The 24,457-nt window shown below is 44.4% G+C and carries 20 protein-coding genes; 3 read left to right on the top strand and 17 right to left on the bottom strand.

Annotation, left to right across the window (positions count from 1 at the left end):
* Nucleotides 1-464: 464 nt before the first annotated feature.
* Nucleotides 465-1,400 (top strand): permease, encoded by a 936-nt coding sequence (locus HQN90_RS13510; protein ID WP_173219071.1) that lies wholly within the window; start codon nt 465-467, stop codon nt 1,398-1,400.
* An 18-nt stretch (nt 1,401-1,418) separates the two neighbouring features.
* Nucleotides 1,419-2,318, top strand: coding sequence for a TIGR03943 family putative permease subunit (locus HQN90_RS13505; protein ID WP_173219068.1), 900 nt, complete (start codon nt 1,419-1,421; stop codon nt 2,316-2,318).
* Between the two features lie 490 nt (nt 2,319-2,808).
* Here the strand turns inward: HQN90_RS13505 and HQN90_RS13500 are convergent, their stop codons facing one another.
* Genes HQN90_RS13500 through HQN90_RS13475 form a run of 6 tightly spaced genes read right to left on the bottom strand, consistent with a single transcriptional unit; the run spans nt 2,809 to nt 8,842 of the window.
* Nucleotides 2,809-3,480, bottom strand: a complete 672-nt coding sequence (locus HQN90_RS13500) for an HAD family hydrolase (protein ID WP_173219065.1) — start codon at nt 3,478-3,480, stop codon at nt 2,809-2,811.
* 26 nt (nt 3,481-3,506) lie between these two features.
* The gene (locus HQN90_RS13495) at nt 3,507-4,103 is read right to left on the bottom strand and encodes a DUF1349 domain-containing protein (RefSeq protein WP_173219062.1); all 597 of its coding nucleotides are present in this window, start codon (nt 4,101-4,103) and stop codon (nt 3,507-3,509) included.
* Nucleotides 4,104-4,105: 2 nt separating this feature from the next.
* Nucleotides 4,106-5,356: an MFS transporter gene (locus tag HQN90_RS13490; protein ID WP_173219059.1), complete on the bottom strand. Its 1,251-nt coding sequence runs from the start codon at nt 5,354-5,356 to the stop codon at nt 4,106-4,108.
* A gap of 9 nt (nt 5,357-5,365) precedes the next feature.
* Nucleotides 5,366-6,397: a zinc-dependent alcohol dehydrogenase gene (locus HQN90_RS13485; protein WP_173219348.1), complete on the bottom strand. Its 1,032-nt coding sequence runs from the start codon at nt 6,395-6,397 to the stop codon at nt 5,366-5,368.
* Between the two features lie 14 nt (nt 6,398-6,411).
* Nucleotides 6,412-7,671, bottom strand: a complete 1,260-nt coding sequence (locus HQN90_RS13480) for an aminotransferase class III-fold pyridoxal phosphate-dependent enzyme (protein WP_173219056.1) — start codon at nt 7,669-7,671, stop codon at nt 6,412-6,414.
* A 16-nt stretch (nt 7,672-7,687) separates the two neighbouring features.
* On the bottom strand, nt 7,688-8,842 hold the full coding sequence (locus tag HQN90_RS13475) for a glycosyltransferase family 2 protein (RefSeq protein ID WP_173219053.1): 1,155 nt from the start codon (nt 8,840-8,842) through the stop codon (nt 7,688-7,690).
* 706 nt (nt 8,843-9,548) lie between these two features.
* On the opposite strand from HQN90_RS13475, the gene HQN90_RS13470 reads away from it, so the two are divergent.
* Nucleotides 9,549-10,091, top strand: a complete 543-nt coding sequence (locus tag HQN90_RS13470; RefSeq protein ID WP_173219050.1) for an RICIN domain-containing protein — start codon at nt 9,549-9,551, stop codon at nt 10,089-10,091.
* Between the two features lie 137 nt (nt 10,092-10,228).
* Here HQN90_RS13470 and HQN90_RS13465 read toward each other — a convergent pair whose 3' ends face one another.
* From HQN90_RS13465 to HQN90_RS13415, 11 genes are all read right to left on the bottom strand, one after another.
* On the bottom strand, nt 10,229-11,038 hold the full coding sequence (locus HQN90_RS13465) for a sugar phosphate isomerase/epimerase family protein (RefSeq protein ID WP_173219047.1): 810 nt from the start codon (nt 11,036-11,038) through the stop codon (nt 10,229-10,231).
* 21 nt (nt 11,039-11,059) lie between these two features.
* Nucleotides 11,060-11,956, bottom strand: a complete 897-nt coding sequence (locus HQN90_RS13460; RefSeq protein ID WP_173219044.1) for a phytanoyl-CoA dioxygenase family protein — start codon at nt 11,954-11,956, stop codon at nt 11,060-11,062.
* Nucleotides 11,957-12,074: 118 nt separating this feature from the next.
* Nucleotides 12,075-12,866 carry a helix-turn-helix domain-containing protein gene (locus tag HQN90_RS13455; RefSeq protein WP_173219041.1) on the bottom strand — a complete coding sequence of 264 codons (792 nt, stop codon included), beginning with the start codon at nt 12,864-12,866 and terminating at the stop codon, nt 12,075-12,077.
* Between the two features lie 195 nt (nt 12,867-13,061).
* On the bottom strand, nt 13,062-14,090 hold the full coding sequence (locus tag HQN90_RS13450; protein WP_173219038.1) for a peptidyl-prolyl cis-trans isomerase: 1,029 nt from the start codon (nt 14,088-14,090) through the stop codon (nt 13,062-13,064).
* A gap of 75 nt (nt 14,091-14,165) precedes the next feature.
* The gene (locus HQN90_RS13445) at nt 14,166-16,496 is read right to left on the bottom strand and encodes a golvesin C-terminal-like domain-containing protein (RefSeq protein ID WP_173219035.1); all 2,331 of its coding nucleotides are present in this window, start codon (nt 16,494-16,496) and stop codon (nt 14,166-14,168) included.
* Between the two features lie 317 nt (nt 16,497-16,813).
* Nucleotides 16,814-17,572, bottom strand: a complete 759-nt coding sequence (locus tag HQN90_RS13440) for an S-layer homology domain-containing protein (protein ID WP_173219032.1) — start codon at nt 17,570-17,572, stop codon at nt 16,814-16,816.
* A gap of 11 nt (nt 17,573-17,583) precedes the next feature.
* Entirely contained in the window at nt 17,584-19,044 is a 1,461-nt protein-coding gene (locus HQN90_RS13435) for a response regulator transcription factor (RefSeq protein WP_173219029.1), read from the bottom strand.
* A 20-nt stretch (nt 19,045-19,064) separates the two neighbouring features.
* Nucleotides 19,065-20,852 carry a sensor histidine kinase gene (locus tag HQN90_RS13430; RefSeq protein WP_173219026.1) on the bottom strand — a complete coding sequence of 596 codons (1,788 nt, stop codon included), beginning with the start codon at nt 20,850-20,852 and terminating at the stop codon, nt 19,065-19,067.
* Nucleotides 20,853-21,078: 226 nt separating this feature from the next.
* Nucleotides 21,079-22,611 carry an extracellular solute-binding protein gene (locus tag HQN90_RS13425; RefSeq protein WP_173219023.1) on the bottom strand — a complete coding sequence of 511 codons (1,533 nt, stop codon included), beginning with the start codon at nt 22,609-22,611 and terminating at the stop codon, nt 21,079-21,081.
* Between the two features lie 84 nt (nt 22,612-22,695).
* Nucleotides 22,696-23,556, bottom strand: coding sequence for a carbohydrate ABC transporter permease (locus HQN90_RS13420; protein WP_173219020.1), 861 nt, complete (start codon nt 23,554-23,556; stop codon nt 22,696-22,698).
* Complete coding sequence (locus HQN90_RS13415; RefSeq protein WP_173219345.1) at nt 23,550-24,410, bottom strand: ABC transporter permease; 861 nt, start codon at nt 24,408-24,410, stop codon at nt 23,550-23,552. Before HQN90_RS13415 ends, HQN90_RS13420 begins: the two co-directional genes overlap by 7 nt.
* Nucleotides 24,411-24,457: the final 47 nt, after the last annotated feature.

The following is a 24,457-nucleotide window of genomic DNA, read 5'->3' as shown; positions in this document are numbered from 1 at the left end:
TCTCTACGTTCATTTTGCATTCTCTGGGTGCTAATTGCTGTTTCACTGATCGACCTTCGATCAAAGATCCCCCCCGCATCGTTTTAGCACAGAAACAAACATAAAAACAACATTTTTTAAACAATTTAAATTGTTTTTAGTTTCTTTTGGTTGTTTTTATACTCAAATTATAAGTTGTGTTTGGTGGTGTGTCAATGATCTAAATGTCATAATTCATGACATAATTCGGGTTTTTCATAGATTATTTTAATTTTTTTAAAAAAATAAGACTTTACCCCTTAAATTTTGTTATGTAAGTTTACATAAACATTACAATTCATTAAATTTTTCAATAATATTTACAATTTCTTAATGATTAGTTGTTGTAGGACTAACATTTCAATGGTAACATCAAACCAAACACACAACAAACAAACGAAAGACACTTTCGTGGAATGTTACATTTTCTAAAGGAGGGCGGCTTTATGAGTTTTCTAAGCGACTTTCGCACCATGGTTATCGGCATTTTACTGGAGTCGTTTCCTTTTATATTGCTTGGCGTCGTCATTTCCGCCCTGCTGCAAACATTCATAAGCGATCAGGCACTACAGCGATGGATACCGAAGAAAACGATTCCCGGCATCCTTTTCGGCTGTTTGCTCGGCATCATCTTCCCGCTTTGCGAATGCGGAATCATCCCCGTGGTGCACCGGTTGATCCGCAAAGGCATGCCGCCTTATATCGGCCTCGTGTTTATGATGGCTGGACCCATCATCAATCCAGTCGTGTTTACGTCCACTTTCGTGGCTTTTCGGGCTCAGCCTCAGATGGCGGTCTCCCGCATGGTACTGGCTTTCGCTGCAGCAGCTCTTATTGGGTTGTGGGCGGCTCGGGGAGTTCGCGATTCTGCGCTCCGCAGTCCGGTGAACAACAGTCTTGAACCTGTCGTTTCAAGCAAGAAAACCATCAAGCGTCCACTTCCCACTAAGGTACCGAAAGCAGCTTGGACCAACAAATGGCATGAAACGTTGGAGCATGCTGCTATTGAAATGTTTGATGTAGGCAAATTTTTAGTCCTAGGCGCTACCGTAACAGCTTTGCTGCAAACGATCGTCAGCAAAAAATGGCTTCTTACATTAAGCGACGGGGATTGGACTCCGCATTTGTTTATGATGGGACTTGCCTATGTGCTTTCCATTTGTTCCACTGCAGATGCATTCGTTGGCGCTACGTTCATTCCCGACTTCAGCTTGGGCTCCGTGCTTGCTTTTCTCGTATTTGGCGCCATGCTGGATATCAAAAGCACATTGATGCTGCTCAAAGTATTCCGACTCAAAACCGTCGTGACGGTGATGATCATTTCAGCCGTTGTCGTTCTGCTAGGATCGGTCGCATTCGATCGACTGTATACGTACTTATAGAATGGAGGCAAGGGAATTATGCATATTTGGTCCGTGTTTGCGCATCGCACGATTCGAGCTGCCGTCTTAATTGCATTCGTTATTTTTATTGTCCAGATTAGCCGGTCGGATGCACTGATTTATTATGTGGCACCGAGTATGAATCTCTGGGTGAAAAGCCTTGCCGTCGGCATGTACGTGCTGGCTATGCATCAGCTTTATTTGGCGGTACGTGATGTCTCGTCCAAAAAGAAAGCGGCGGCATTCGCTTGTACTTGCTCATCACACAGCCACCATCACTGGAAACCAGGCATTATAATGATGTATATGGCCTTGATCGTTCCGCTTGTGCTTGCGTTTTCATTTCCCAATGCAGTGCTGGGAAGTCAAATGGCCGCTAAAAAAGGGCTGAATTTGACTCCTTCGAGCATTCTCGTTAATAACGTCGATGCCATTCAGAACCAAGCTCCGAATGATGCGTTACAACTGGCAGCTGGACAGGCCTTTCCATTCAATGCATACACCAAACCCTATGCCAAGCAGGCTGCGGGAATGATCAACCAGCCCCTCATTCTAATTAACGACGATTTTTACATTGAATCACTGACATCCATGGACTTGTATCAGGATCAATTTATCGGCAAAAAGGTGCAAATTGCAGGTTATGTTTACCGCCTCGACACCATGAACAAAAACCAATTCGCTTTGGGCAGATTCTCGATGCGCTGCTGTGTCGCAGACTCTGTGCCGCTTGCTATTCTGGTAGAGACCGATAGCCCCGAACAATGGAAAAACGATATGTACGCTGTCGCTCTGGGCACCATCGAAAAACGCAATATTGACGGTAAAGACGTATTAACAATCGTAGCCAAAACGATAGATACGCAAAAGGAACCATCAAGTCCCTACGTTTATCAAAATGCTTACTTTGGAAGCTAAGGCATCAAAAAGATCACCATCCCTCCTGATATAGGTGGTTGGCGATCTTTTTTGCTTACAACTTAACGTTCAACTTGTTCTGTTTTCACATCTTGGGATTGTGACTGATTTTCCTCCTAATAAGAGTCTCCAAGGACTTCTATTCGTGGAAAACTGCCATTTTTTGCACAAATAGGAGCTCCCAAAGGCTCTTATTGCTTCGTGTGAGAGGAGTTTTGCGTGTTTTACCGGTGATAAGAGTTGCAAAAGACTTCTATTCATGGAAAACCACCACTTTCCGCGCAATCAGGAGCTCCTAAAGACTCTTATTTGCAGAATAGGGGAAGGCTGCTTCAAGATTGAAACTTTGGGGACAGCCTCCTGTAGAGACGCTAAAATCGCTTTACAAATTTGAAGGCGTCCCCTACCCGGGTTAACCAGCTTGAGATCGGCTGTAATCGCATTTATAACCGCAATACCAGCAATCTCCGACAACGTCGGAGAAATGTGTTTAAGCCGGATCAGACAGCCCGCTTTCGAACAAGAACTGATCGAGGTCAAATTCCAGAAGGGAATTCAACCGTCTCTCATAAGGCGGGAATTCCAATTCTTTGGTGACCTCATTGGGTACGATAATGCATCGGATACCTGCCGCATTGGCAGCCTTCAAGCCATTCGGGGAATCTTCAAAAGCAATCGTTTCAAATGAGCTGACCCCTAATTTGTGCATCGCCAGTTTGTACAACTCGGGATCCGGCTTCACTCTCTTCACGTCGTCCGATGTAACTACCTCGTCGAAGAGCGACATCAACCCAAACGATTTTAAATAACCGCTCACCCAGTCATGAGTCGAGCTTGATGCAACGGCTATTTTCATACCGACCTCACGCGCCTTATATAGAAGCTTCAATACCCCTGGTCTCAACTGGGCATTTTCCATACGCTGCTCATATCTCATTTCCAAATGAGACTGTATCTGTACAAGGTCAATCGGCTCATCTACATGCTCTTTCAAATATTCGTAGGGATTAAAGGCATCTAAGGAAGAGCCGACATGGCGCGCCCATAGCTCCATTGGCAAGTCCAAGCCACACAAGACATACACCTCTTTGAAGACGTGATACCACGGCGTTTCTGTATCTAGCAGCAAGCCATCAAAATCAAAAATAGCGGCTTTCAACATTTCATATCCCCCCGTTCAGGCAGAGCTTAAAATCGGCTCTCGTTATGCGCTTCCTTAAATGCCAAATATTCGAATTCCACCGAGCAGCCTGCGCCTTGCGGGGATTGCGCCACTACTCCCGCCAGGCATTCCTCGGAGTTCTGCATGCCAAAGTATCGAATGAGCGTCCAATTGGCGCCATCTGGCGAATACGAGAAAGCAACACATTCGTTTTGTTTAATAATGCGCAAGTAAGGATTCTCCACCACTACACGCTCCGAATTGCAATCATCGGATACGCCATCCTTCGTAACGACAGACACGATGATCGCATGTTGACCATTGAATTCAAAGCACAACTTGGCCCAGTTTCGTTCGTTCAGCATAACCATTAAACAACCGGAATCATAGATATGCCGCATATCAACACGAAGCCTTGTCGTCATTTCAAAAGAATCTCCAGCAGGCCAATACAAGAACGGCGCAGAATCGGCAAAGTGCCTACCTGCCGGATCTTGAAAAAAATCAGATTTGGACGGAGCTTCAACAGTCAGTCTGCCATCCTCTGTAAACTTATATTGCTCTGGCGTATTGAGCCATTCAAGTTTCTTTCTTGTTTCTTCTGCAAATAAATTTGAAATCATCGTTATTCTCCCATCGTTACTGATTGTTCTACACGCTTGCCGGTCACTTTGCCAATGGGGTAAGCCAATAGAAGTAAGCTAGCATAGCTGATAAATATGATAATGAACAGCAAGGAAGGCTTAAAGTTATAAACGAGCCCGGAAATATACCCCCAAGGAATCGCTACAATCGACATGACGACTTGGATGGATGAATATAAATCCGCTTTGTCATAATGCCCAAGCTTGTTCATGAGAAGGGAATCCCTGAAAGTTAAGAGCAAAAAAGTTCCTGCCGCAAGAACGGTTGTGACGATAATGAGCATGAGTACGCTGCCTACAGGAATAAATAAAAACAACAACGACCCTACCGCACATACAGCTAACGAGAGTTTCACATACGACGCTTCATTTCGTTCTTTCAATCGAGGCATGACTGCACTGTACACGAGTATTGTCGTTACAGCCGTAATGAAAGGAATCCACGAGATCATCCTGTCACCAAAGCCAAGCTGCTCTTTCAAATAAATAACCTGAAAAAAGTTCAGCTGCAGGATGATATTGGAAATAACCGTTATTAATATAATCGGCAGCATCTGACGATTGCGCAGCGATTGGCCAAATAAACGAAAACTTTGCATAACTCCACGAACAATATGGGTATCGCTATGCGTCTGAATCATCACTTTCCCTGCCTCAGTCTCTTTGGTCAAGTAATTCCGTACGACAAACAGCACGGTCATACTGATGCCGCCGATGAAATAAACGACGCTTATCGTCGGCATAATCCCATATTTGTGAATAACCCCTCCTGCAAGAGGGGCCAGCACGCCAGCTGAAATAATAATCATATTCATAATGGCAAATACAAGAGATCGCTGCTTCTCATCTACATCCTCTATGATCAGCAAGTTGAACGCAACGGTGACGATTTTGGAACTCGCGTTCAATAAGTAGGCAATGAGAAACAGCCAAAAATTGTTTGAAAATGCCCAAATAAACATCGGGATACTCCAAGAGATGAGGTCGAACAGAAGTGTTGTTCGTTTTCTGCCCCATTTATTCGTAACAGCTCCCGCAAACATCTGAAACATGAAGGAGAAGTACAAATTAACCGAGTTGAGGATACCGATCTGAATGTCGCTCAAGCCTGCCCCCTTCATATACAAGGGGGCATAAAATAAAACAATCGTGCCAGGAATCGCCCACAACGGCTCCAGCCAGATGGAATACCGAGGGTTGTCGGGCAGCTGCCGAAACTTTGCAAAGTTCATACATTCACCCTAACATACTAAAATGGTTTTAACAGAGCTCATGGGACGTGGTTCGCCTGTACGCATGTGGTAACCCATCGTTTCGTTGAATGCCTGTTCATAGTGCTCCAACGCCACTCTGGACGTGATCATCCGCTCAAGCTCAGGCATGCTTTGGGCGAATTGGAGTGCCATGCCTACGATTTGATGAACGGCAACCTGGCCGATGATGTTCACCCCGTTGTTAATGAAATCTGTTGGGCGAATGGAGACCTCATATTGCTCGTTGTAGCCCATTGGGATAATCCGTCCGCCTTTACCGATGTATTCAAGCGCCATATGCAATTGATTGCCTACCGCATCAACGACGATATCAAACTTGCGGTGATTGTTCACTGCCAAGACCGAGTCAACCGACATCTCCGCAGGATGGAACACATGGTCGGCTATCTTGCTTGCAAAGCTGCGACGGTAATCGTCCGGCTCAGTCCCGACCGTCAAACGGCCTAGACGCTTACTGACAAGTTGGCACAAGGATCCGATTGCTCCGGAGCCTAGAACTAGCACCGCATCACTAGGCTTAATATTTGCTTTAAGAAACGTATTCAGCACACAACCGAGCGGTTCGATCAGCATAGCCGTTTCCCAGCTCATCGTATCCGGTATTTTGTACATATACTTCTCTTCTCCGACGTAATATTCGGCAAAAGTGCCATGAATCGTCATTCCGACCTGATGCTCTTCAAAATTCTCACAGTAGCAAAATTGACTCATTCGGCAAAAGTGGCACACGCCGCAAGCCTGTGTCGGATCAACAATAACGCGGTCGCCTACGCGAACGCTCCTGACCCGCTCGCCTACCTCAACCACCGTGCCCACCCCTTCATGTCCGATAACCGTTCCTGCATTGGCAAATATTTTCCCTTTAATTACGTTTAAGTCCGTACCGCAAATGCCTGATCCATATATCTTCACTTTCACCTGTGTCGCTGATTGAATTTCCGGCTGATCCATCTCCATCAGCTCTACAGTTTTGGGAGCTGTATATACGAGTGCCTTCATCATCCATTCCTCCTTTAATCATTCACAAGAAACTCATTAGCCTCGCTCCATAATCGCAATGCTGACTCAATCGACTTCTGGACAAAATCAAGATCATCCTTCGTATGGGAATCGGAGAATACGAAATAACCTTTGCTAAAAATCCCATCTGCCGCCAGATGTTTGACCAAAAACTCACGAAACGGATCAAGATAAAAATGAGAATTGCTTGGCTGACGTATACAAAAACTTGCGTATGTCCCTTGCAGCTCGAGATCATGCAGTTCGAGCGACCCCATGAGTTCTTTCAACTGCTTCATCATGGAAGAGGTATGGTCTCGCCAGCTCGGCCAGACCGGCGCCTGCTCCATCAATCTCTCGCAGGCAATAAGTGCCGCGAAGGCAATCGTTTCACTGGCATGGGCAGAACTGAACTTGATGTCTGCAAGCAAGGACATCCACGGATCGCCGCCCATAATGACAGCCAAAGGCAGTCCGTTCGCCATTCCTTTGGACAGGCAAAGTATGTCAGGCCAAATATCGAATTCACCTGCCGTTGCCTGCTTGCCCATTCTTATGCCTGAAGTGACTTCATCAAAAATGACAGTTACCTTCCGATGGTTGCAGTCCGTTACAACCTTTCTCAGTTCTTCCTTCTCCCACTCATTCGGACATAACACGATACAGGCCATATCGCCCGCTTCCGAGGCCAACAAATCCATAATGGCATTTGCGCCGCTATTCACCCAGCTTGTCGTGTCACGGATATTAGAAGGTATTCCCAGAGCTGCGGCCTCTTGACCGTAATACCCATAAGAGGACCAATCATGCCAACCATGATAAGCCGTTGCAATAACCTTCGACTTGCCGCTATAGGCTCTGGCTGCACGTACTGCGGCACTAACGACATCTGCTCCGCCCTTCGCAAACTTCAATGACTTGTAGCGTCCTCCAAATCGCTTCAATAGCAACTTAGCCGCTTCCAGCTCCAAGTCTGAAGCAGTCGAGAAGCTCGTTCCTTTGGCCAGCTGCCTAATTATGGCGTCATTCACTTCTGTTCGGGCATGCCCCCAGGGCACTGTCCCCATGGCCATTTCGCAATCTAGCCACACATGTCCATCCAAATCCGTAAATTGCGAACCCTGTGCTTCCGCGCAGCATAATGCCGTATAACCTGGAAACAACCGATCAGGACTCTTGGCAAGCGTGCTGCAGCCGCCGGGAATAATTACAGAAGCTTGCTCCAGCCACTCCAAGCTCCTAGTAAAATTCATTTGCTCTATGGTCTCTTTCATCCTTACACCCCCCTGACTATCGAACCTTCGTTCCTGGCCAGCAGCTTTCATAGATTTGGTTGATCATAACGACATTTCCATATAGATCAACGATCAAATCCTCAGACGAGGCATTGCGCCGAATCTCAATCCAATACCGGTTATCGAGTAACCGAGTGAAATTGTCAACGAGAAACAGTAGTCTTGACGAAGTATGAATCAGCTCCTTGCCGAGCACTTGCGGGAGCCAGATCGAGCCATTGGACTGAAAGCGGCTCGAGTAATCGTGTACATCCGTCAATGACACTAACCCTGATGTTCGCAGTTGATCCCAGAACGTCTCCGCATCGCTGCGCACCTCAGCCAAGTCAATACCAGTAAAGGACAATCCGTGTTTTAAATTGTTGGACGAAAGCCGACTTTTCAAATTTGAAAACGTAAAGTCCCAAATGTCGCTATATATATCATTTCCCCACTTTTTCCAAAACCTCGCCAAGTTGTTTTTCCGATTGAAGCTGCGATGAATGCCGCTGCTTCTTTCCCAGTGATAAGCGCGAATCTCCGGATTAATAACGGTTGAATAACCAGCCGCCTTCGCTCTCATCTGATAGTCGAAATCTTCATAGCCGTTGAAAAATTTCTCGTCTAGATAACCGACTTTCTCAAACACTTCTCGCTTCATCGCGAACATCGCAAATACAACCATCTGCACATTAAATATTTCCTGGGGAATATCTTCCAGCGTCGCATTCAGAAACAAATGCCGTCCAATCGTATCCGCAAAAGTAATGCCACAGTGCTGGATGCCTCCCGTCTGCGGGTAGAGCAGCACCCCGCCAGCCATCCCTATCGTAGGACTGCTGTTAAGCGTTGCCTCCATCTGTTCTTGCCATCTCGGATTAAGAATAATATCGGAATCAAGCAAATGAATGTAGTCACCTTCTACGGTGGACAATGCTTCGTTAATTGAAACCGCACATCCTCTTGGATAGTCATGGCGAATAATTTCGATTTTCACCTCAGCAGGCGCTTCCCGCTGAAGCCGCTCCAACAGTTCTTGAACCTTTTGACCGGAACCGTCGTTGATGAAAATAATTTGGGACGAAGGACCAATGCTCTTCATAAGGGATTCTGTGAATAAAGTCAGAATGTTAAAATCCTGATTGACCGGAACAACGATTGAATGCTTCATAATCATCTTCCTCCAATTTCTTGATACTAAATTTCAATACTTAAAATTGAAAATTGACCGCAAGAAAATAAACAGGCGACTAGAAACAGACTACAAAAATCATGAAACATTTTGGTTCGGGGATTTCCGCATTTCTCTTTAAATCCTTTATTTGGTATTAATTTCTATTTTATCTTACACTAGTGGGATTACACTTTTCATTGATATTTTTGGGGTATTGCTTGCTCGCATGACAAAAATGTTCATGGATTTGGGGATATAGGTAAACAAACCTAACATGTTATTGTGGTAAACCATACGATGATCTTCAAATCTATTCCTTTAGCAACAGTTTGCATCATCAGAAGAACGATTTGCTGTCAAGCGCACAAAAAATCTACACCCTTGACGTTTCCATCAAAAAGAATATATACTTTAAAAGTAATTTTTTACTTTTTTTGTATATCATTCCCCTTCAAGATCTATTTCTATGAAATTCATGCGAGCGCGTACCTTCAAACTATAGGAATAGAACCCCATCACGAGAATTTATGAAACTGGTTTTAATTACTTCTAAACAAAAGGAGGTGACATCATCATCGCAAACCCTACCTACGCAAAAAGCGCGATAGTAGCCATGAACTGTCTTCTAGCACATTAAATCTATTTTTTGAACGAGTTAGGTCGGCAATTTAGCAAAATAAAATGATAGGAGTGAACTTATCTTATGAAACGGTTACTCATGAGGAAATGGTTGATAGCGATTCTAGCACTTGTATTTATTGGATCCGCAGCGCCTGCTGCATTTACTCAGACGACGCATGCTAATCCGTTACCTCAGCACATTTCAAATATAAATAGCGGTAAAATATTAGGAGTCAGTGGATGGGATAAACAAGCGGACGGTGCGAATATTATACAATGGTCCTTTACCTGGGGTTCCGAGGCCAATGATCAATTGTGGTATTTGGAAAGTTTGGGAAATGGATACTATCACATCAGAAACGCGAATAGCGCAGACTTATTGGATGTCAGCGGAGCGTCTACATCAAATGGAGCCAATGTGATTCAATGGCCGGATAATGGCGGGCTGAACCAAGAGTGGAAGATTGTCCCAACCGGTGTTGATAGAGGTCATTCGTCGTACATTATTAACCGAGGCAGCGGCAAGTACTTGGATATGTCGGGATGGTCGACATCTGACGGCGGGCAGGCTGTCCAGTGGGATTATACTGGCGACGCCAATCAGCGCTGGATTATTGCTCATTAATAACGCCACGGGGCGTCTAGAAAGTCAGTGAAAACTGACTACTAGGCGCCCCGTTTTTGTTGAATGACAAAAAGCGCTCCATATCGAGCAACAACCCGATATAGAGCGCTTTTCCCCTTCAATACATTGCTAAACCCTCAATTTGAGAACCATTCTTCCTGCCTCTTGCTCATATGGTTCGCCATCCACAGACAAACATCCCACAGATCAGCGACTGGTTGGTTTGTAAAAGGCAGCGTATGCATATAGCCCGGCGGGCCGAATTCCGGTGTAAAGGTGATTTGGGAATGACCTTTAGCCCTATGCTGCTGGGCGATTTGCCGCCACCAGCCCTCATGGACTTGAAGCTCTTGAGCGTATTCCGGGGCGGCGGGGTGTGGCACCTGAGGTCCCTGCGCATAACCGATGCGGCCGTGGATATGAATGACCCGTTCCATGACAACGGCAAGATTCGCGGCTTGATCCTCAAGGAGTGATTCGCACACACAGCACCAATGGCTGAAATCTGCCGTCACGCGCAAATCGGGCAGTTCCTTCAACAGCTCAGCTGTCCCCCAAGGGGTAAACATAGCGCGCCCCCGGTGTGTCTCGTGTCCAATCGGAAGCCCAATCTGCTGTTCGATAGCTATCGCTTTTGTGAAATAATCGACTTGCTCCTTCCAAGGCATCGAGTCCTTCGCGCTGTGCGAGTTGATCAGGATCGGCTTGAACTGGGCGGCTTGTTCTACACTTCGCTCAAAAGAACCCGCATGGTTATCTGCATTTGAGAATACCATTGCAATGTAATCCAATTGATACTCGTCCAGCAATTCCTGAAATCTTTTGGCATGTTCAGGTGCTGGCAAGGGAGATTCTACGCCTTTGTAACCGGCTTTGTGTATCCGCTCGAACTGTGCCTCCAAAGATCCTTCCATGCCCCACAAAGCCTTAATCATTTTCAATTGCATGTTCGCCATTCCTCCAATTTGTTACACGCCCCATTCTTTGCGTGCTTGATCAACTGTTTTTAGCGGCGTCTTGCCCCAAGCGTAATGCCCTTTTGGCTTGCTGCCCATCCATCTTTCGTCCGCAGGCTCCGCGGCAAGCTGATAACGCGTATCCGCGCTAAGTCGGTAACGGTTAGTCGTATTGTTTAATGAAGCGTGCATCATATACATGCCGAATATGATCGCATCTCCAGCCTCGAAGGTTGTAGTCGCCCATTGGCCGCCGAAGGTATCGACGATTTCGACCGGATCTTCGGAAAACCAGCCGGTTGCCACGTTATCGCGGTCTACGTCCATCTCTCCATAGGTTTGCTTAATTTTGTCGAAATGCTGCGAACCGAGACATAAAGCTAACGTTCCCAATTCAAGCGAAGTGTCCCCAAATGGCGTCCACATCGTATATACGTTTTTGGTTCCCCTCCCCATGTAAACGATATCATAATGTGCCCCAGTATTTCCACCATGGCCGACAGCCCGTGGCCATTTATAATCATAGGTCAGGGCAGCCCCCCCTAAAAGACGTTCGAAGAAATCCATGACGGAGGAGCTGTTTACTACGTTAAGGAACTGCGGAAACGAATCCTTCAGTTCGTCAGCGCTCTTCCCCCACATTGCACCCTTATTCTCACTGCCGATTACACCTTGCTCCAGCGGGGAAGCAGGGTCAAGCCGTCCCATCTCCTGCATACTTTGCAGAAATTCCGTTCTCGCGGAAAGCACTTGATTTCTATCGTGTAAACCGCGGATCAGCAAATATCCGTCTTCCGCAAGCCGTTCCCTTAACGCTTCCGTATCATTCATAATATCGTTGGAGCTCCTTAGCTCGGTCAGGTAAGACCCTCCCATTTCCAAAGATCGTTGTCCAATTTGTACATTCATATTTCATGTCCCCTACCCTTATCAATAGTCACTGCATACTTAAAGCATAATGGAAGGGAACCTGGAAGTCGTTAGCCAAAAACAAACAGAATTTACTCAAAAACAGGCTTGAAGCAAATTAATGATGATACAAACGCTGTGATTTTTTCCAATCTGTAGGGGATTGTCCCTGGAGTTTTTTAAACCATCCGGAAAAAGCATGCAGTCCTGAGAAACCAATAAGTTCTGAAATCGTCTGCATGTCTTTGTCCGACGAGCTTAGCAGCCATTTGGCTTCAGTCATCTTGCACATCTGTTGGTACCGTTTGGGCGTCATTCCGTATACTTTATGGAATTGTTTGCGAAATCCTTCTTCCGAAAGACCTGCTATTTGAGCCAGATCGGAAATCTGTATGCCTCTTTGCAAGTTTTGCCGAATGTAATCGGCTGCATGCGTAATGGAAAGAGCTTGCTGCTCCGGCTGCGAATGCTCATAAATAAATAGCGACAATACTTGAATCCACGTCAAATAATTTTCTTCCCGTTCCTTCAAGGGGCCGGAATAAATCCGCAACCACTGGCGAAAGAGCAGCTCGTACTGTTCCCCGTCCAAGCGTGACAATGAAATGATTCGCGGGACATTGCCCGTAATCAGCTTATCAAACCAAGCCCTTGTTCCCATAGGCAGCCCATCCATCAGCAAAACACCGAAACGAATAGCTGTTACCGCATGAAATGAATGTGGAAAGTCGGAGGGAATAAGCACCACTTGTCCCGTTTCGATGTCAAACTGGCGATCGTTATAGCGGAACAAGCCTCGGCCTTCCAAAATAACCGTTATCTCCAAGCTATCGTGACGAAAGAAGGACGGATCTTCCCAATCCTTGTCATGTGTCCCGATAAAACTCCTGATTTGTAGCGGCTGATGCATGGGCAACTCCCCTTAGGTTAGCAATTCAAGTAACATATAAGTTTAATTGAATAAATATGAATGTTATACATTTGCTGTTGACTATAGAATGGATTTAGATCCGATTAATGTCAAGTCCAGGAGGCCTATTATGGATATTTTCATTGGAAAATCGCTTTCCAGCCTTGATGTGCAATTATTAGAATAGATCTTCCCTCATTGCTTAACGCTCAATCGATTAAAAACCTGATCAACGACTTTCACTTTCGCATCCTTGATGATATGTTGAACCAAATCTTCATACTTTTCATCTAAGATGCGGCTTTGAACTTGCTCCTTAACTTTATCATACGATTGAATACCTCTTTCTTTATTTTCTATAGTTTTTATAATCGTTAACCTATTGTTCTCATCAATAATGTCACTAATCTCACCGACTTTTAATTTTTGAGCTTCCGTGAGTAATTGCGGATTTACATCGTAATCCGTTTTGGCTGTGGTTTCATTTAAAGTTTGTGTTTCAACCGCAATATCCTTATCAACGCTCTTTAGCTTTTCAATGGAATCCGCCTTCTGTAAATTTTTGTGCAAGTCCCTCATGACCTCGTCTGAACGCTCACTCTTCTTCATACTAATTTTCTCTACTTTAATATCATATGACTCCCTGAAATACTCTTCTTTTAACTGCTCATAAGCAGCTTTCAACTCGTTTTCTGTTAGCTTAAACTTTTCTTTCGCAAGATTTTTTTTAAGTTCTATCACCTGATTAGTGAACTCATGAGAAAAATACTGATATTCGCTATATTCGACTGGACCGTATATGACTTGATTATTCGCAACAGCCGTCTTTCTCCTATTATTTTCTTTTTCTAGCTCATTCAAAAATGATGCATAGGTCATATCACTAACCACGCCATATTGTTTCATCAGAATTTGCTCTGATTTTATTCGTATCCATTCCTTTAATGCCAAACTTTTGGCATAATCGATTGGTTTTTCATTGCCATAAACCGTATTCCAGAAGTCTTTATAATCTTTCACACCATACTTGTTTGAAAAATAGTTATAGGTTTTAGCCACATAGTTATTGTTCATAATGAGCATAAATTCGGAAGCTCGAATCGGTTCTCCATTAACGGTTGCTACCGTTTGATCATCTTCGACTTGATTTCTGAAAAAAAATGCCGTGCAACATAACAGAACAACGACAATTATGAAACCTAGTACGATTCGTTTCTTATTCAAAGTGATCACTCCCCTATGACCCTTCTAGGTAGATTAAAATGAGAGGTTGATTGCTAGTCAACCTCTCCCTAACCTCTAGTACTGCCTTACAAATTTCACAGCATCTGCTCTGGATGAATTATTCGATCTCGTATTTTTGACATAACCGCTAGAACCAGCATTGAAATTAAATACGCCAAGGTCTACCCATCCGGATGTGCCCAACGTATAGTTGACATACTGAGTGGAAGTCCCTCCGTTATAGACAACATCGATCTTGGCATTCGTATCGCTGGTTGCCTCTACAACTTTGTAGATCAATACTCTGTAATTTCCAGCTTGCGGGATCGTAGGTGTCCATTTGGCATATGCACCGGAGTTCTGCCAATTGTACCTTGTTCCTGTACCTTTGTAGCCGGTTAGAGCACTGCTCATCCAGTTGCTTCCGCTTTCCGAATAACTCGCATCACCATTATCGATAATAATGTCTGCTGCGTTGCTCGATTCATAAGCGCCAATATCAGGTTGTCCGGTGTACAACGGAGTCCCCCAGAAATCTTTGCCTCCATTGTTCGCAATGATTAAACCGGCGTTAATAGCTGGTGAAGTGGATTGCAGCTTATAGCCGCTAAGTTTGTTAGGATCACCAAAATTAATATTCGTTCCACCAGTACCTGGGCTAACCAGTTTGGGGTCTGATGTCATGGCATTTACAACCGTAATGTCCGCATCCACGGTTGGGACCGGCGCCGCCATGCCATAAAAAATATTAGTATCAAACAAGGATGTTTGTATTTTTTGGAGATCGAAACCGCCACTCCCCAAATTATAGAAGATGTTATTTTGAAAGCTTGCTGACTTGGGAATGCCGTAGAAGTTTCTGACTTCAATCATTTTGGCCGTCGAGGAACTGTCCAAATAAAACGTATTATTATAAAATTGCGTATTCGTTAAGTCTCCCAGCAAATTAATGACTTTTTCTTTATCATTTTGACTGATATTGTATCTAACAATCGTAGCATCATTATAAGATGCGGTACCCGGATCGATAACCAGGATAAACCCACCGCCATTATCATGGCTGTAATTGTATTGAAAGATATTCCGATTATTATTGAAATCGCTGTCAAAACCATTTGCGTCCAAGTTATTCGGGAGACGCACCGTGTTATAAGATTCATTGTATTGAACAACCGAATCGTCCGTATAATAAGTCCATATAGCAGCGTTAGCATTATTAGCCCTTGCTGAGGTGTCTTTAGCAATATTGTATTCGACCAGTGGCGCCTTGCTCGTTTTGGCTACAATTCCGTCTCCACCGATATCTTCGACAAAATTGTTTCTAATCACTAAACCTGTGCTATAGGTGCCATTTGGGTTTCTAAGTATAATTCCGGATCTGTCAACGGACTTGACGGTATTATTTTCAATCAGAATGTCGTTGAATATGGAAGTGTCAGCACTAGTAACAAAGTAAAAGATACCTACCCCTTTATGTGGATTTGAATTGTCACCTTTCACATTATGAACATAACAATCTTTCACATAAATATGATTTGCAGTTCCATAGTCTTCAAGCTGTATATAAATGCCGAATCTCGTAGCAGGTGCTGCTGCGTCATTCATTACTTCCAAATTGTTAATTTCCCAATACTGTTGATTATACAGTTGAACCGCGCCTGCATTTGTTATGCCATTGCCATCGATAATAGGCTTATTACCAGTCCCATACTTATTGATAATAATCGGATTTCCGGCGCTGCCTGATCCCAGGGGCTTAAGTTGACCTGTCCAATAACTTCCGGATTTGAGCAAGATCGTTGTACCTGGTTGATAGGTGTAAATGTTAACTTTATCAAGTGATTTCCAAGCTGATCCTTCACTCGTTCCGCTATTTGCGTCATTTCCATTGATGGAATCGACATAGTAAGTGCCGACCGGTGCGTAAGTCACTACAGGTACATATACAAATTTCACAGCATCGGCACGGGTATAAGAAGTATTTTCTTTCGTGATTTGTACATTTCCTGTCGATCCGGCTGCGAAGGGGTACGTACCTAAATTTACCCAGCCAGAAGCACCTGTTGTCCAATCTTGTTCGGTTAAACTGGTTCCACCATTATATGTGACGTTAATATCGACGTCATTGTCACCTGTGCTATTAGTAACCTTATAAATAAATACTTTGTAGTCTCCTGCTACTGAAATATTAGGGCTCCATCTGACCATGCTATTGCTTACATTGGAATACCTCGTTGGACTACTGTTATATCCTGTTGCGCTACTGCTATTCCAGGTACCTGTTTCTGTATAACCGGGGTCTCCATTATCAATAATGATATCAGCTGCAAAACTAACCGCAGCAAAAGAAAAATATAAGCAAGCAAACATCACACATTGGAAGATTACTTTTTTTATCATACTCATACTAAATATCGACTCCTCTACTGTCATTTACTAGATTTTTTCCTACTCGTGTTTCATTTTTAAAGACTCATCTTACGGGATTCTTCTCCTCAACTCCTTTCTCATTTATCCATCAAACTTCATTTCCAAAAATTGTAATCGCTTTCACACTTATGCATATCAAAGGAAATGAAGAATGGCTCGTACACTCCAATCATAGTTGGAAAGCGCATTCAATATAAGGAACAGATTTATCTTTCGACAGTAACAGAGTTACTGTCTTATGTAATAAAAATCCCCGATGCCAAGTAACATCGGGGTCTGTCTAACTAACTCTACTAGTTTAACAACTTCAAATGTTGCATAGCTTGTTTAATCAGAACCGCTGCTTCAGCGCGAGTCGCTGCTTCTTGAGGAGCAAATGTGGCTTCCGTCTTTCCATGGACCAATCCATCCTTAGCTGCTTCCGCCACTGCACTACGGGCATAGTCCGAGAACTGGTTATGGTCTGAGAATGGCATCATATAGTTGGATACTTCTGTTGGCGTAGTACCCTTAACGAGTCTTACGGCATTCATTATCATGACGACCATTTGTTCCCTGGTAATAAGGCGATCAGGCTCGAATTTGTTTTCGCCAACTCCTTGAACTAAGCCATATTTGGCAGCTGTGGCCACTTCCAGCGCATACCACTCCGTGTCAGCGACATCTGTAAATATTTGAGATTCAGTGGCTGCCTCAAGCTCAAGCTCAAGCTCAAGCCCAAGCCCAAGCCCTCTTACGAGCAGTGCTGCGAACTGTGCCCGTGTGACTTGCAAATCCGGCGTAAATGCGCGATCTGTTATGCCCTGGATAATCATTTTGGCAGCCAGGCTTTCTACATCCTTTTTCGCCCAGTGTTCACTCATATCATCAAAGGTTTTCTTGTTCTGAACAATGGCATACATACTGTTCGTGTTTCGGGTGACAGTAACATCAGTTTTACCATTCTTCACCGTAAACACAGATGGTACAAATCTCATTTCTCCAGTAAAGGGATCGTAAACAACCGCAGTAGCAGCAGATGGGTCTTGAATTTCAGCATTTACACTTAACACACGTGTCCTCTCTATATTCCTTCGTCCAACGGCTTCTTCCGTTCAGCTTTTTTACTTTCACGGAATTCCGACGGGGTGAACCCTGTCCATTTCTTAAACTGCTTCAGGAAATAATTAAGATGAACAAAACCTACTTGCTCACATATTTCCGCTACACGCAAATCTGTCTCCGCCAAGCAATAGCAAGCCCGCTCGATTCGAATACGCTGTACATATTGGATAAATTGCTCACCGGTCTTCTTCTTAAACAAACCGCTCAAATACTGCTCGCCCATGTTTACGTATTTAGCCATCCCCTTAAGCGTCAGTTCTTTATCATAATGTCTGTTCACATATTCAATGATTTTATTGACCTCTGGATGATCCGTAATGGTCTCCTTCATCCTATGCTTGGAATAATAGTGAACTCGATTTATGAGTTGTTCCAACGCTTGCCTATGACTTTCGACTGCCGCCCAGACCTCCTTCCCAGCTGGAGCTTGATTGGATAAGCTGGCAAACGACTTGTCCAGCCGGTCAGCGGCTTTCTTTACCATCACCACAGCCAGTTGTTGTTCTTTGAAGTAATCCCATAGCGAGCGCAGCGATTTCTCGCATTCCGCCCAATGGGATGCCTCGAATTGCGTAAGAATGAGAGACTCCTTTTTCCAAGTTATGTTCTCAACTTGCAATCCGCCCTTAGCCCAAAGGGAGGGATCCAATTCGTACCAGGTTCGCCCAATCCCTTGCAGCAGCGACACCCATCCCTCTTTTAGCGCATCGGATGTCTGCCAGGGCGTGGAGCTTAGTTCTGCGGGAACCGATGTTGTGGGCATACAGCGTTCATCCGACCAAACAAAAACGGTCGCAATTCCCCAATTAACAAATCGATGTACGAGTAATTTGTCTTCGCAGTTCGAGTCGAACAAATCGATAATCTGTTCGTTCTCTAATGAGACACTATTTGCCGAACCAACAAATAGGCGCACATAGGCGGGAAGCGGAGGCGATCCTTCTTCATTTTCCCTTTGCTCCAACTCCTCTATGCCATGTATGGATCTCCAAATTTGTTGATACAAGTTAAACATAGGCGCTTTCGTTCGGTGATCGCGCTTCTTGATTAAACTTTGTTTTATTTTTAGCAAGAGTGCTTTCAACTCTTCCATATCCATAGAGGCTTTGAGCAGATACCCTACAGCTCCATACTGGAGTGCCAGTCTCGCATATTCAAACTCATTCACGCAGGTAAGCATGATGAACTCTGCCTCATGTCCGTTATGTTTGGCCGTTCGGATCAACTCAATTCCGTTCATGATAGGCATCATAATATCGGACAACACCACATCCACTTGGTGGGCTTGCATGAATTCCCATGCCTCGCTTCCATCCTCAGCTTCTGCCACCACCCTGAAACCTAATGCCTCCCAATTGATGGCTTGGCGAATAGACCGGCGTACGAAAGGTTCATCTTCCAGCAGCAGCAGGTTCCACATAGCATGCCCTCCTTTTTTTCTTATCGATCAACATTTTGTTCGGGCTGATATGGATTCGACAACAATAAAGGTATTGTGATTCGAACATGCGCCCCCTCCTCTAGCGGGATCAAATGAAGCTTGCCATCCTGCTTGTAGAGGAGTGATAAACGCTCACGTAAATTACTTAAACCGATCCCTTTACGCACTCGGTGCACTTCAGGTTGCTGCTTCTGCATACCTACACCATTGTCTTGAACATCGATAATGAGTAAATGACCCTCGCTGGCCACATTCACCCTAATAATGCCCCCCTGCTTGCGGTATACAAGCCCATGCTGGATAGCATTCTCAACAAGCGGTTGCAAGCTTAGCTTAGGGACTAGCGCATAGTCCAGACCAGTCTGCACTTCATATTGCACCTCAAAACGGTGGTCGTATCGAAACGATTGAATATAGACATAAGAATGCAGCAATTTTAATTCTTCGTGCAGAAAAACCAGATCCTTATCTGTGTTCAGACTGCTTTCCAGCAGCTTAGCAAGCGCTTTGCACATCTCCGCCGTCGTGTCATCGCCGGAATTACTAGCATTCCATTTGATCATATTGATGGTGTTGAGCAAAAAGTGCGGGTTCATCTGGTTCAATAGCATCTGAAACCGAATCGCTTCTTTCTGCCTCTCTTCTAATTTGAGCTGCCCGATCAAGCCTGTGACATCATCAACCATCCCATTAAATGCGCGAACGAAAGACAAAATTTCTCCCCGATGCGGTTCCTCGGACAATTTGATATTCATCCTTTTCTCCGCAGCTTCCTTCATCCGAACCTCCAAGAGTCTGAGCGGACGAGTTAAAGTCGTTAGCGTCAAGAAGGAGATGCCTATGAAAAAAGCGATAAATAGCAGGTAAGTACTAAACACCCGCTGCTTGAGTGCTTGAATATCCCCAAAGAAAAAATCGAGCGGAAACTGACTAACCACATAACTTGAAATGGAAGGAAGGAAGATGGCATTGTAAACGAATGTTCCAGACTTATCTAGGATATAATCATTCGGCGATTCTTTCGCCTGATTGAGAATTTTTGACTTAATAAGTGGATTCATGACGAACCCTGGGTTCGATTGAGAAATGATGGCGCCCTGCTGATCTAATACATAATAGTTTTGCTTGATCTGTATGCTGTTTGCCGAATTTCGCAACCACCCATCGATATCTATGCTCGCTCGTGCGCGCAGCCAATCTCCGTCGGCAGCCTGCGAAAGCGAATATAAGGAGAGAACGTTTTTGGTCGCGGGCTCCGGCTGAAGTCCATTGCGTGCTTGTTCGAACTCCCACTTTAACAGCGGACTTCCAAACGGAAGTTTAGCCGTTAACTCGCCAGCCAACTGAGCATGCAGTGGGCCTTCGTAGTTTTCAGCATGGGGCAAAGATGTAAACGCCTCACCGTTCTCTTGGACCAGCGCATATTGAATAAATACACTGTTCGGTAAAAATGTGCTTTTCATTGCGTCCAGTTTTTCCTCCACCATACGGGTTGATTCTGCTCCAGGTGAGTTATGAGCTTGTACCATCAACTCTCGAATGCTGGTATCTCGCTCCATCTGTAAGACCGAATTCAGGGCGGTCTGTCGCACCTCTTCAAGTTGGAATTTCATTTGGTTTAGCTGAGTGACGTTCTGCTCACTGATTTTTGCCCCAATAATCGTTTCAATCTGATTGTAATTGTGAATTTGCATAATTGAGAAAGGAAAGAATATGACTAGTAGGAAGCTAAGGAAAATACGATTTTGCAATTTGGCTGGCCATAGTCTGCGAACTCGTTGAAACATGTGGTTCCCCTTCCCAAGCATAAGCCTCATTTGAAACGAGCCCATTGGGGCTATCTTAACATGTTCTCCTGTTGTCGTGAAGTTATCATTGTTCGAGTGAAACACTCCCATTATCACCTATGAAGTGCATGCAAAGTAAGGAATAGATTTATGCATCGTCAGTAACAAAATTCCTTATAATAATAAAAATCCCCCATCGCAACCTACACAATGGGGGATTTCATTTTTATTTCGTAAGCCCAAGATCCTTCGCTTGCTTCGTAACTGCATCGCTATAAAGCTTATAGTTAAATGTACCATCTAAAGTAGCAATGAATTTACTATAATCCGCAATCGGCGTTTTGCCATAAATGAATTTCGTTACTTCCTCTTGTACGAATCTGTCCGCATCAGCCTTATTGTAGCTACTCGGCAAATCGATTAATTTGTCCACGACAGGCAACCGCGGCAATTTAGCTTCAAAGTCGATGTATGAAGCTTGTCCCGGGAATTTGGTTTGTAAGTACGAAAGCTCCGGACGGCCAGTGAATTGATAAACGAATGTATACCCATTTTCCTTCTTACCTTGATCCGTAATGGTAATTTTATCGCCTTCTGCCTTGTAGTGAACGTCCTTGAGCCCGTATTCAACTAAGCGATTGCCTTCTGTCGTCGAGACATAATTAAGCATCTCGATAATTTTATTCAGTTTTTCTGGTTGTTTCTCTAGTGACTTGGGAAGCGCGATCAAGTAGCCGGAAGCGCCTAAATCATTAATGCTCGCAAACTGCAAGCCATTCGGTCCCTTTGGAGCCGGAAGCTGAACCCAATCAGCGTTTGGATTAGCGTCCTTCCAAATCTTAACCGCCGCATCTTTAATTACGCCTGACCAACCGTCATAAATAATGCCGACTTTTCCTTGGAATGCCTTATCTTTGGAAGTATTTCCTTTATTACTCAAAAACTCTGGATCGACGACGCCAGCGTCAACGAATTTCTTCACTGCCGTTAAAGCATCCTTCATCGCAGGATCATAAAGTCCATTAACAATCTTGCCATCTCTTAATGTACTTACCGAAAGCGATTGCGTACTTTGGCTAACGCCATAGGCTCCAAACACAGGTGCAAACGTATCCATACCAGTCCCCGAAATGCCGAGTGTATCCTTCTTACCATTGCCATCAGGATCGTTCTCTGTAAACGCTTTGGCCACATTATATAGCTCATCTACCGTGGTCGGTGCGGCCAATTTTAATTTGTCCAACCAGTCCTTGCGAATCCAATACGTACCGGTCAAAAGTGGAGGCGCCTTAGGCAGAGCAACTTGCTTGCCGCTCACGACCCCTTTCTTCAGTTCATCTGCGCCTACGAATTTCTTATAATCAGTCAGTTTATCCATATAAGGTCCCATATCTAACAATACGCCGCTTTGAGCATATTTCTGAACCTGATCTTTCAGAAGCAGCATAACATCCGGAGCATTGCCCCCCGCCATACGTGCGCTAATTTTGGTAGGAAAATCAGTTGCTTCCAGCGTCATCGTCAAATCGATGTTCAACTTCTTATTTAGCTCGTTTTTCACAAAATCATCTTTGGGAAAACCAGGACCATCCGCAGATGTGATAGTCCCTTCTTGCATGACTTCCAGCTTCATAGGAGCAGCAGAGGGTTTATTCGTTGCCTCCCCAGTTGGTGAAGAGCTCGCTGGGGGATTATTGTTTGAACATGCGGCAAGCAAACTAGCAGTGAGAAGAAAAGCAATTGGTAGATTTTTTTTCATTTTTACCCCTTCTTCCATAATCATTTTTATAAGTGAAAGCACAGCTCGTCCCTTTAGGATAGGAGAAAGTGCGGTACACACAAATCAACCCTTAATAGCCCCAATCAATACGCCTTTGGTAAAATACTTTTGGATAAACGGGTACACCACTAAAACGGGCAAACTAGCGATGATAACAGATGCCATTTGCAGGGTCGGTGTCGGTACGACATCATCTGTCGCGTTGTCTACAGAGTTGCTCAAGAGCAATAGTTTGCGAACAACAATTTGCAGCGGATTTAAATTGGGGTCTGAAATGTAAAGAACGGCCGAGAAAAAGCTGTTCCAGTTTGCGACAGCATAGAACAATCCTACTGTCATCAAAGAAGGGATAGACAGCGGGACGACAATACGAATCAATACCGTCAATTCACCTGCTCCATCTATGCGAGCGGACTCAAACAACTCCTCTGGAAGACCTTCGAAAAAGGTTTTCATTATCAAAAGATTGTAGGTAGCAACCGCACTTGGAATGATTAAGGCCCATACCGTATTCAGCATACCCAAAGATTGAATAAGCAAATACGTTGGCACTAAACCACCATTAAACAGCATCGTAAATACGATCATAAGAAGGATAACTTTCCGTCCATGAAGCGTTCTTCTGCTAAGCGAATAAGCACCAAGCATCGTGAGAATCAAGTTTATCGCTGTCCCTACCGTAGCCGTGAATAGAGAAACTAGCATCGATTGCGGTAACTCTTTGGTTTGAAAGAGATACTTATAGGCTTCAAATGTGACTGATTTCGGGATGACCACAAATCCCCCGTTTTTAATAACTTCACTGTATGGTGTCAGGGACATCGATACAACGAACAACAGCGGGAATAGACTCACGACACCTACAAGCACTAAAATCAAGTTGATGGCTGCTCCCGAAATGCGATCTCCGCGATTGATTACCATATGCCGCCCCCCCATCTCCTAGCAATCTTATTAGCGGCAAGAACAAGCGCCATGCCAATGACCGATTTAAACAAACCTACTGCAGCTGCCAAACTGAAGTTCAATTGTTCAAGACCTGTGCGATAGACCCAGGTATCAATAATATCACCTACAGAATAGACCCGAACGTTATAGAAAATAAAAACCTGATCAAACCCAGCGTCTAAGATGTATCCTAGTCTTAATATCAAGAGTAGAACGATAACGTTAGCAATTCCGGGCAGTGTTATGCTCCAGATTCTTCGGAGTCGTCCAGCGCCATCCATCATGGCTGCTTCATAAAGCGAAGGATCAATTCCTGCGATTGCAGCTATATAGATAATCGCTCCCCATCCGAGATCCTTCCAAATATCCGTTCCAACCAGCATCGAACGGAACCACTCTGGTGCGCTCATAAATGAGATGGCATCATATCCTAAATCGCTGATCCATCGGTTTACCAGCCCATTAGTCTCAGAGAAGAACGCAACAGCGATACCGTAAACGATAACCCATGAGAGAAAATGAGGCATGTAACTTAACGTTTGGACCCACCTTTTCAGGTGTACTCCTCGGCTCTCATTTAAAAGAACGGCTAATATAATGGGCGGTATTGTGCTGAAGATCAGCTTATAACAGCTAATCAATAACGTATTGGTTAGTAGTTGAGAGAAATATGGCGAATTGAAAAACATCTCGAAGTACTTATACCATGGATTTGCCCAATCCGAGCCGCCGATTCCCGACATAATATTGTAATCCTTAAATGAGATGATAACGCCATACATCGGCACGTACTTGAAAATGATATACCATGCCACCAGTGGCAAGAGCATAACGTAAAGCACTCTATTCTTCCATAATGCCGCCAATTTGCAAGACC

It is taken from the genome of Paenibacillus alba (assembly GCF_013204855.1).
In the GTDB taxonomy this organism is placed as follows: Bacteria; Bacillota; Bacilli; order Paenibacillales; family NBRC-103111; genus Paenibacillus_E; species Paenibacillus_E alba.
This window is presented reverse-complemented; position numbering and strand designations above follow the sequence as displayed.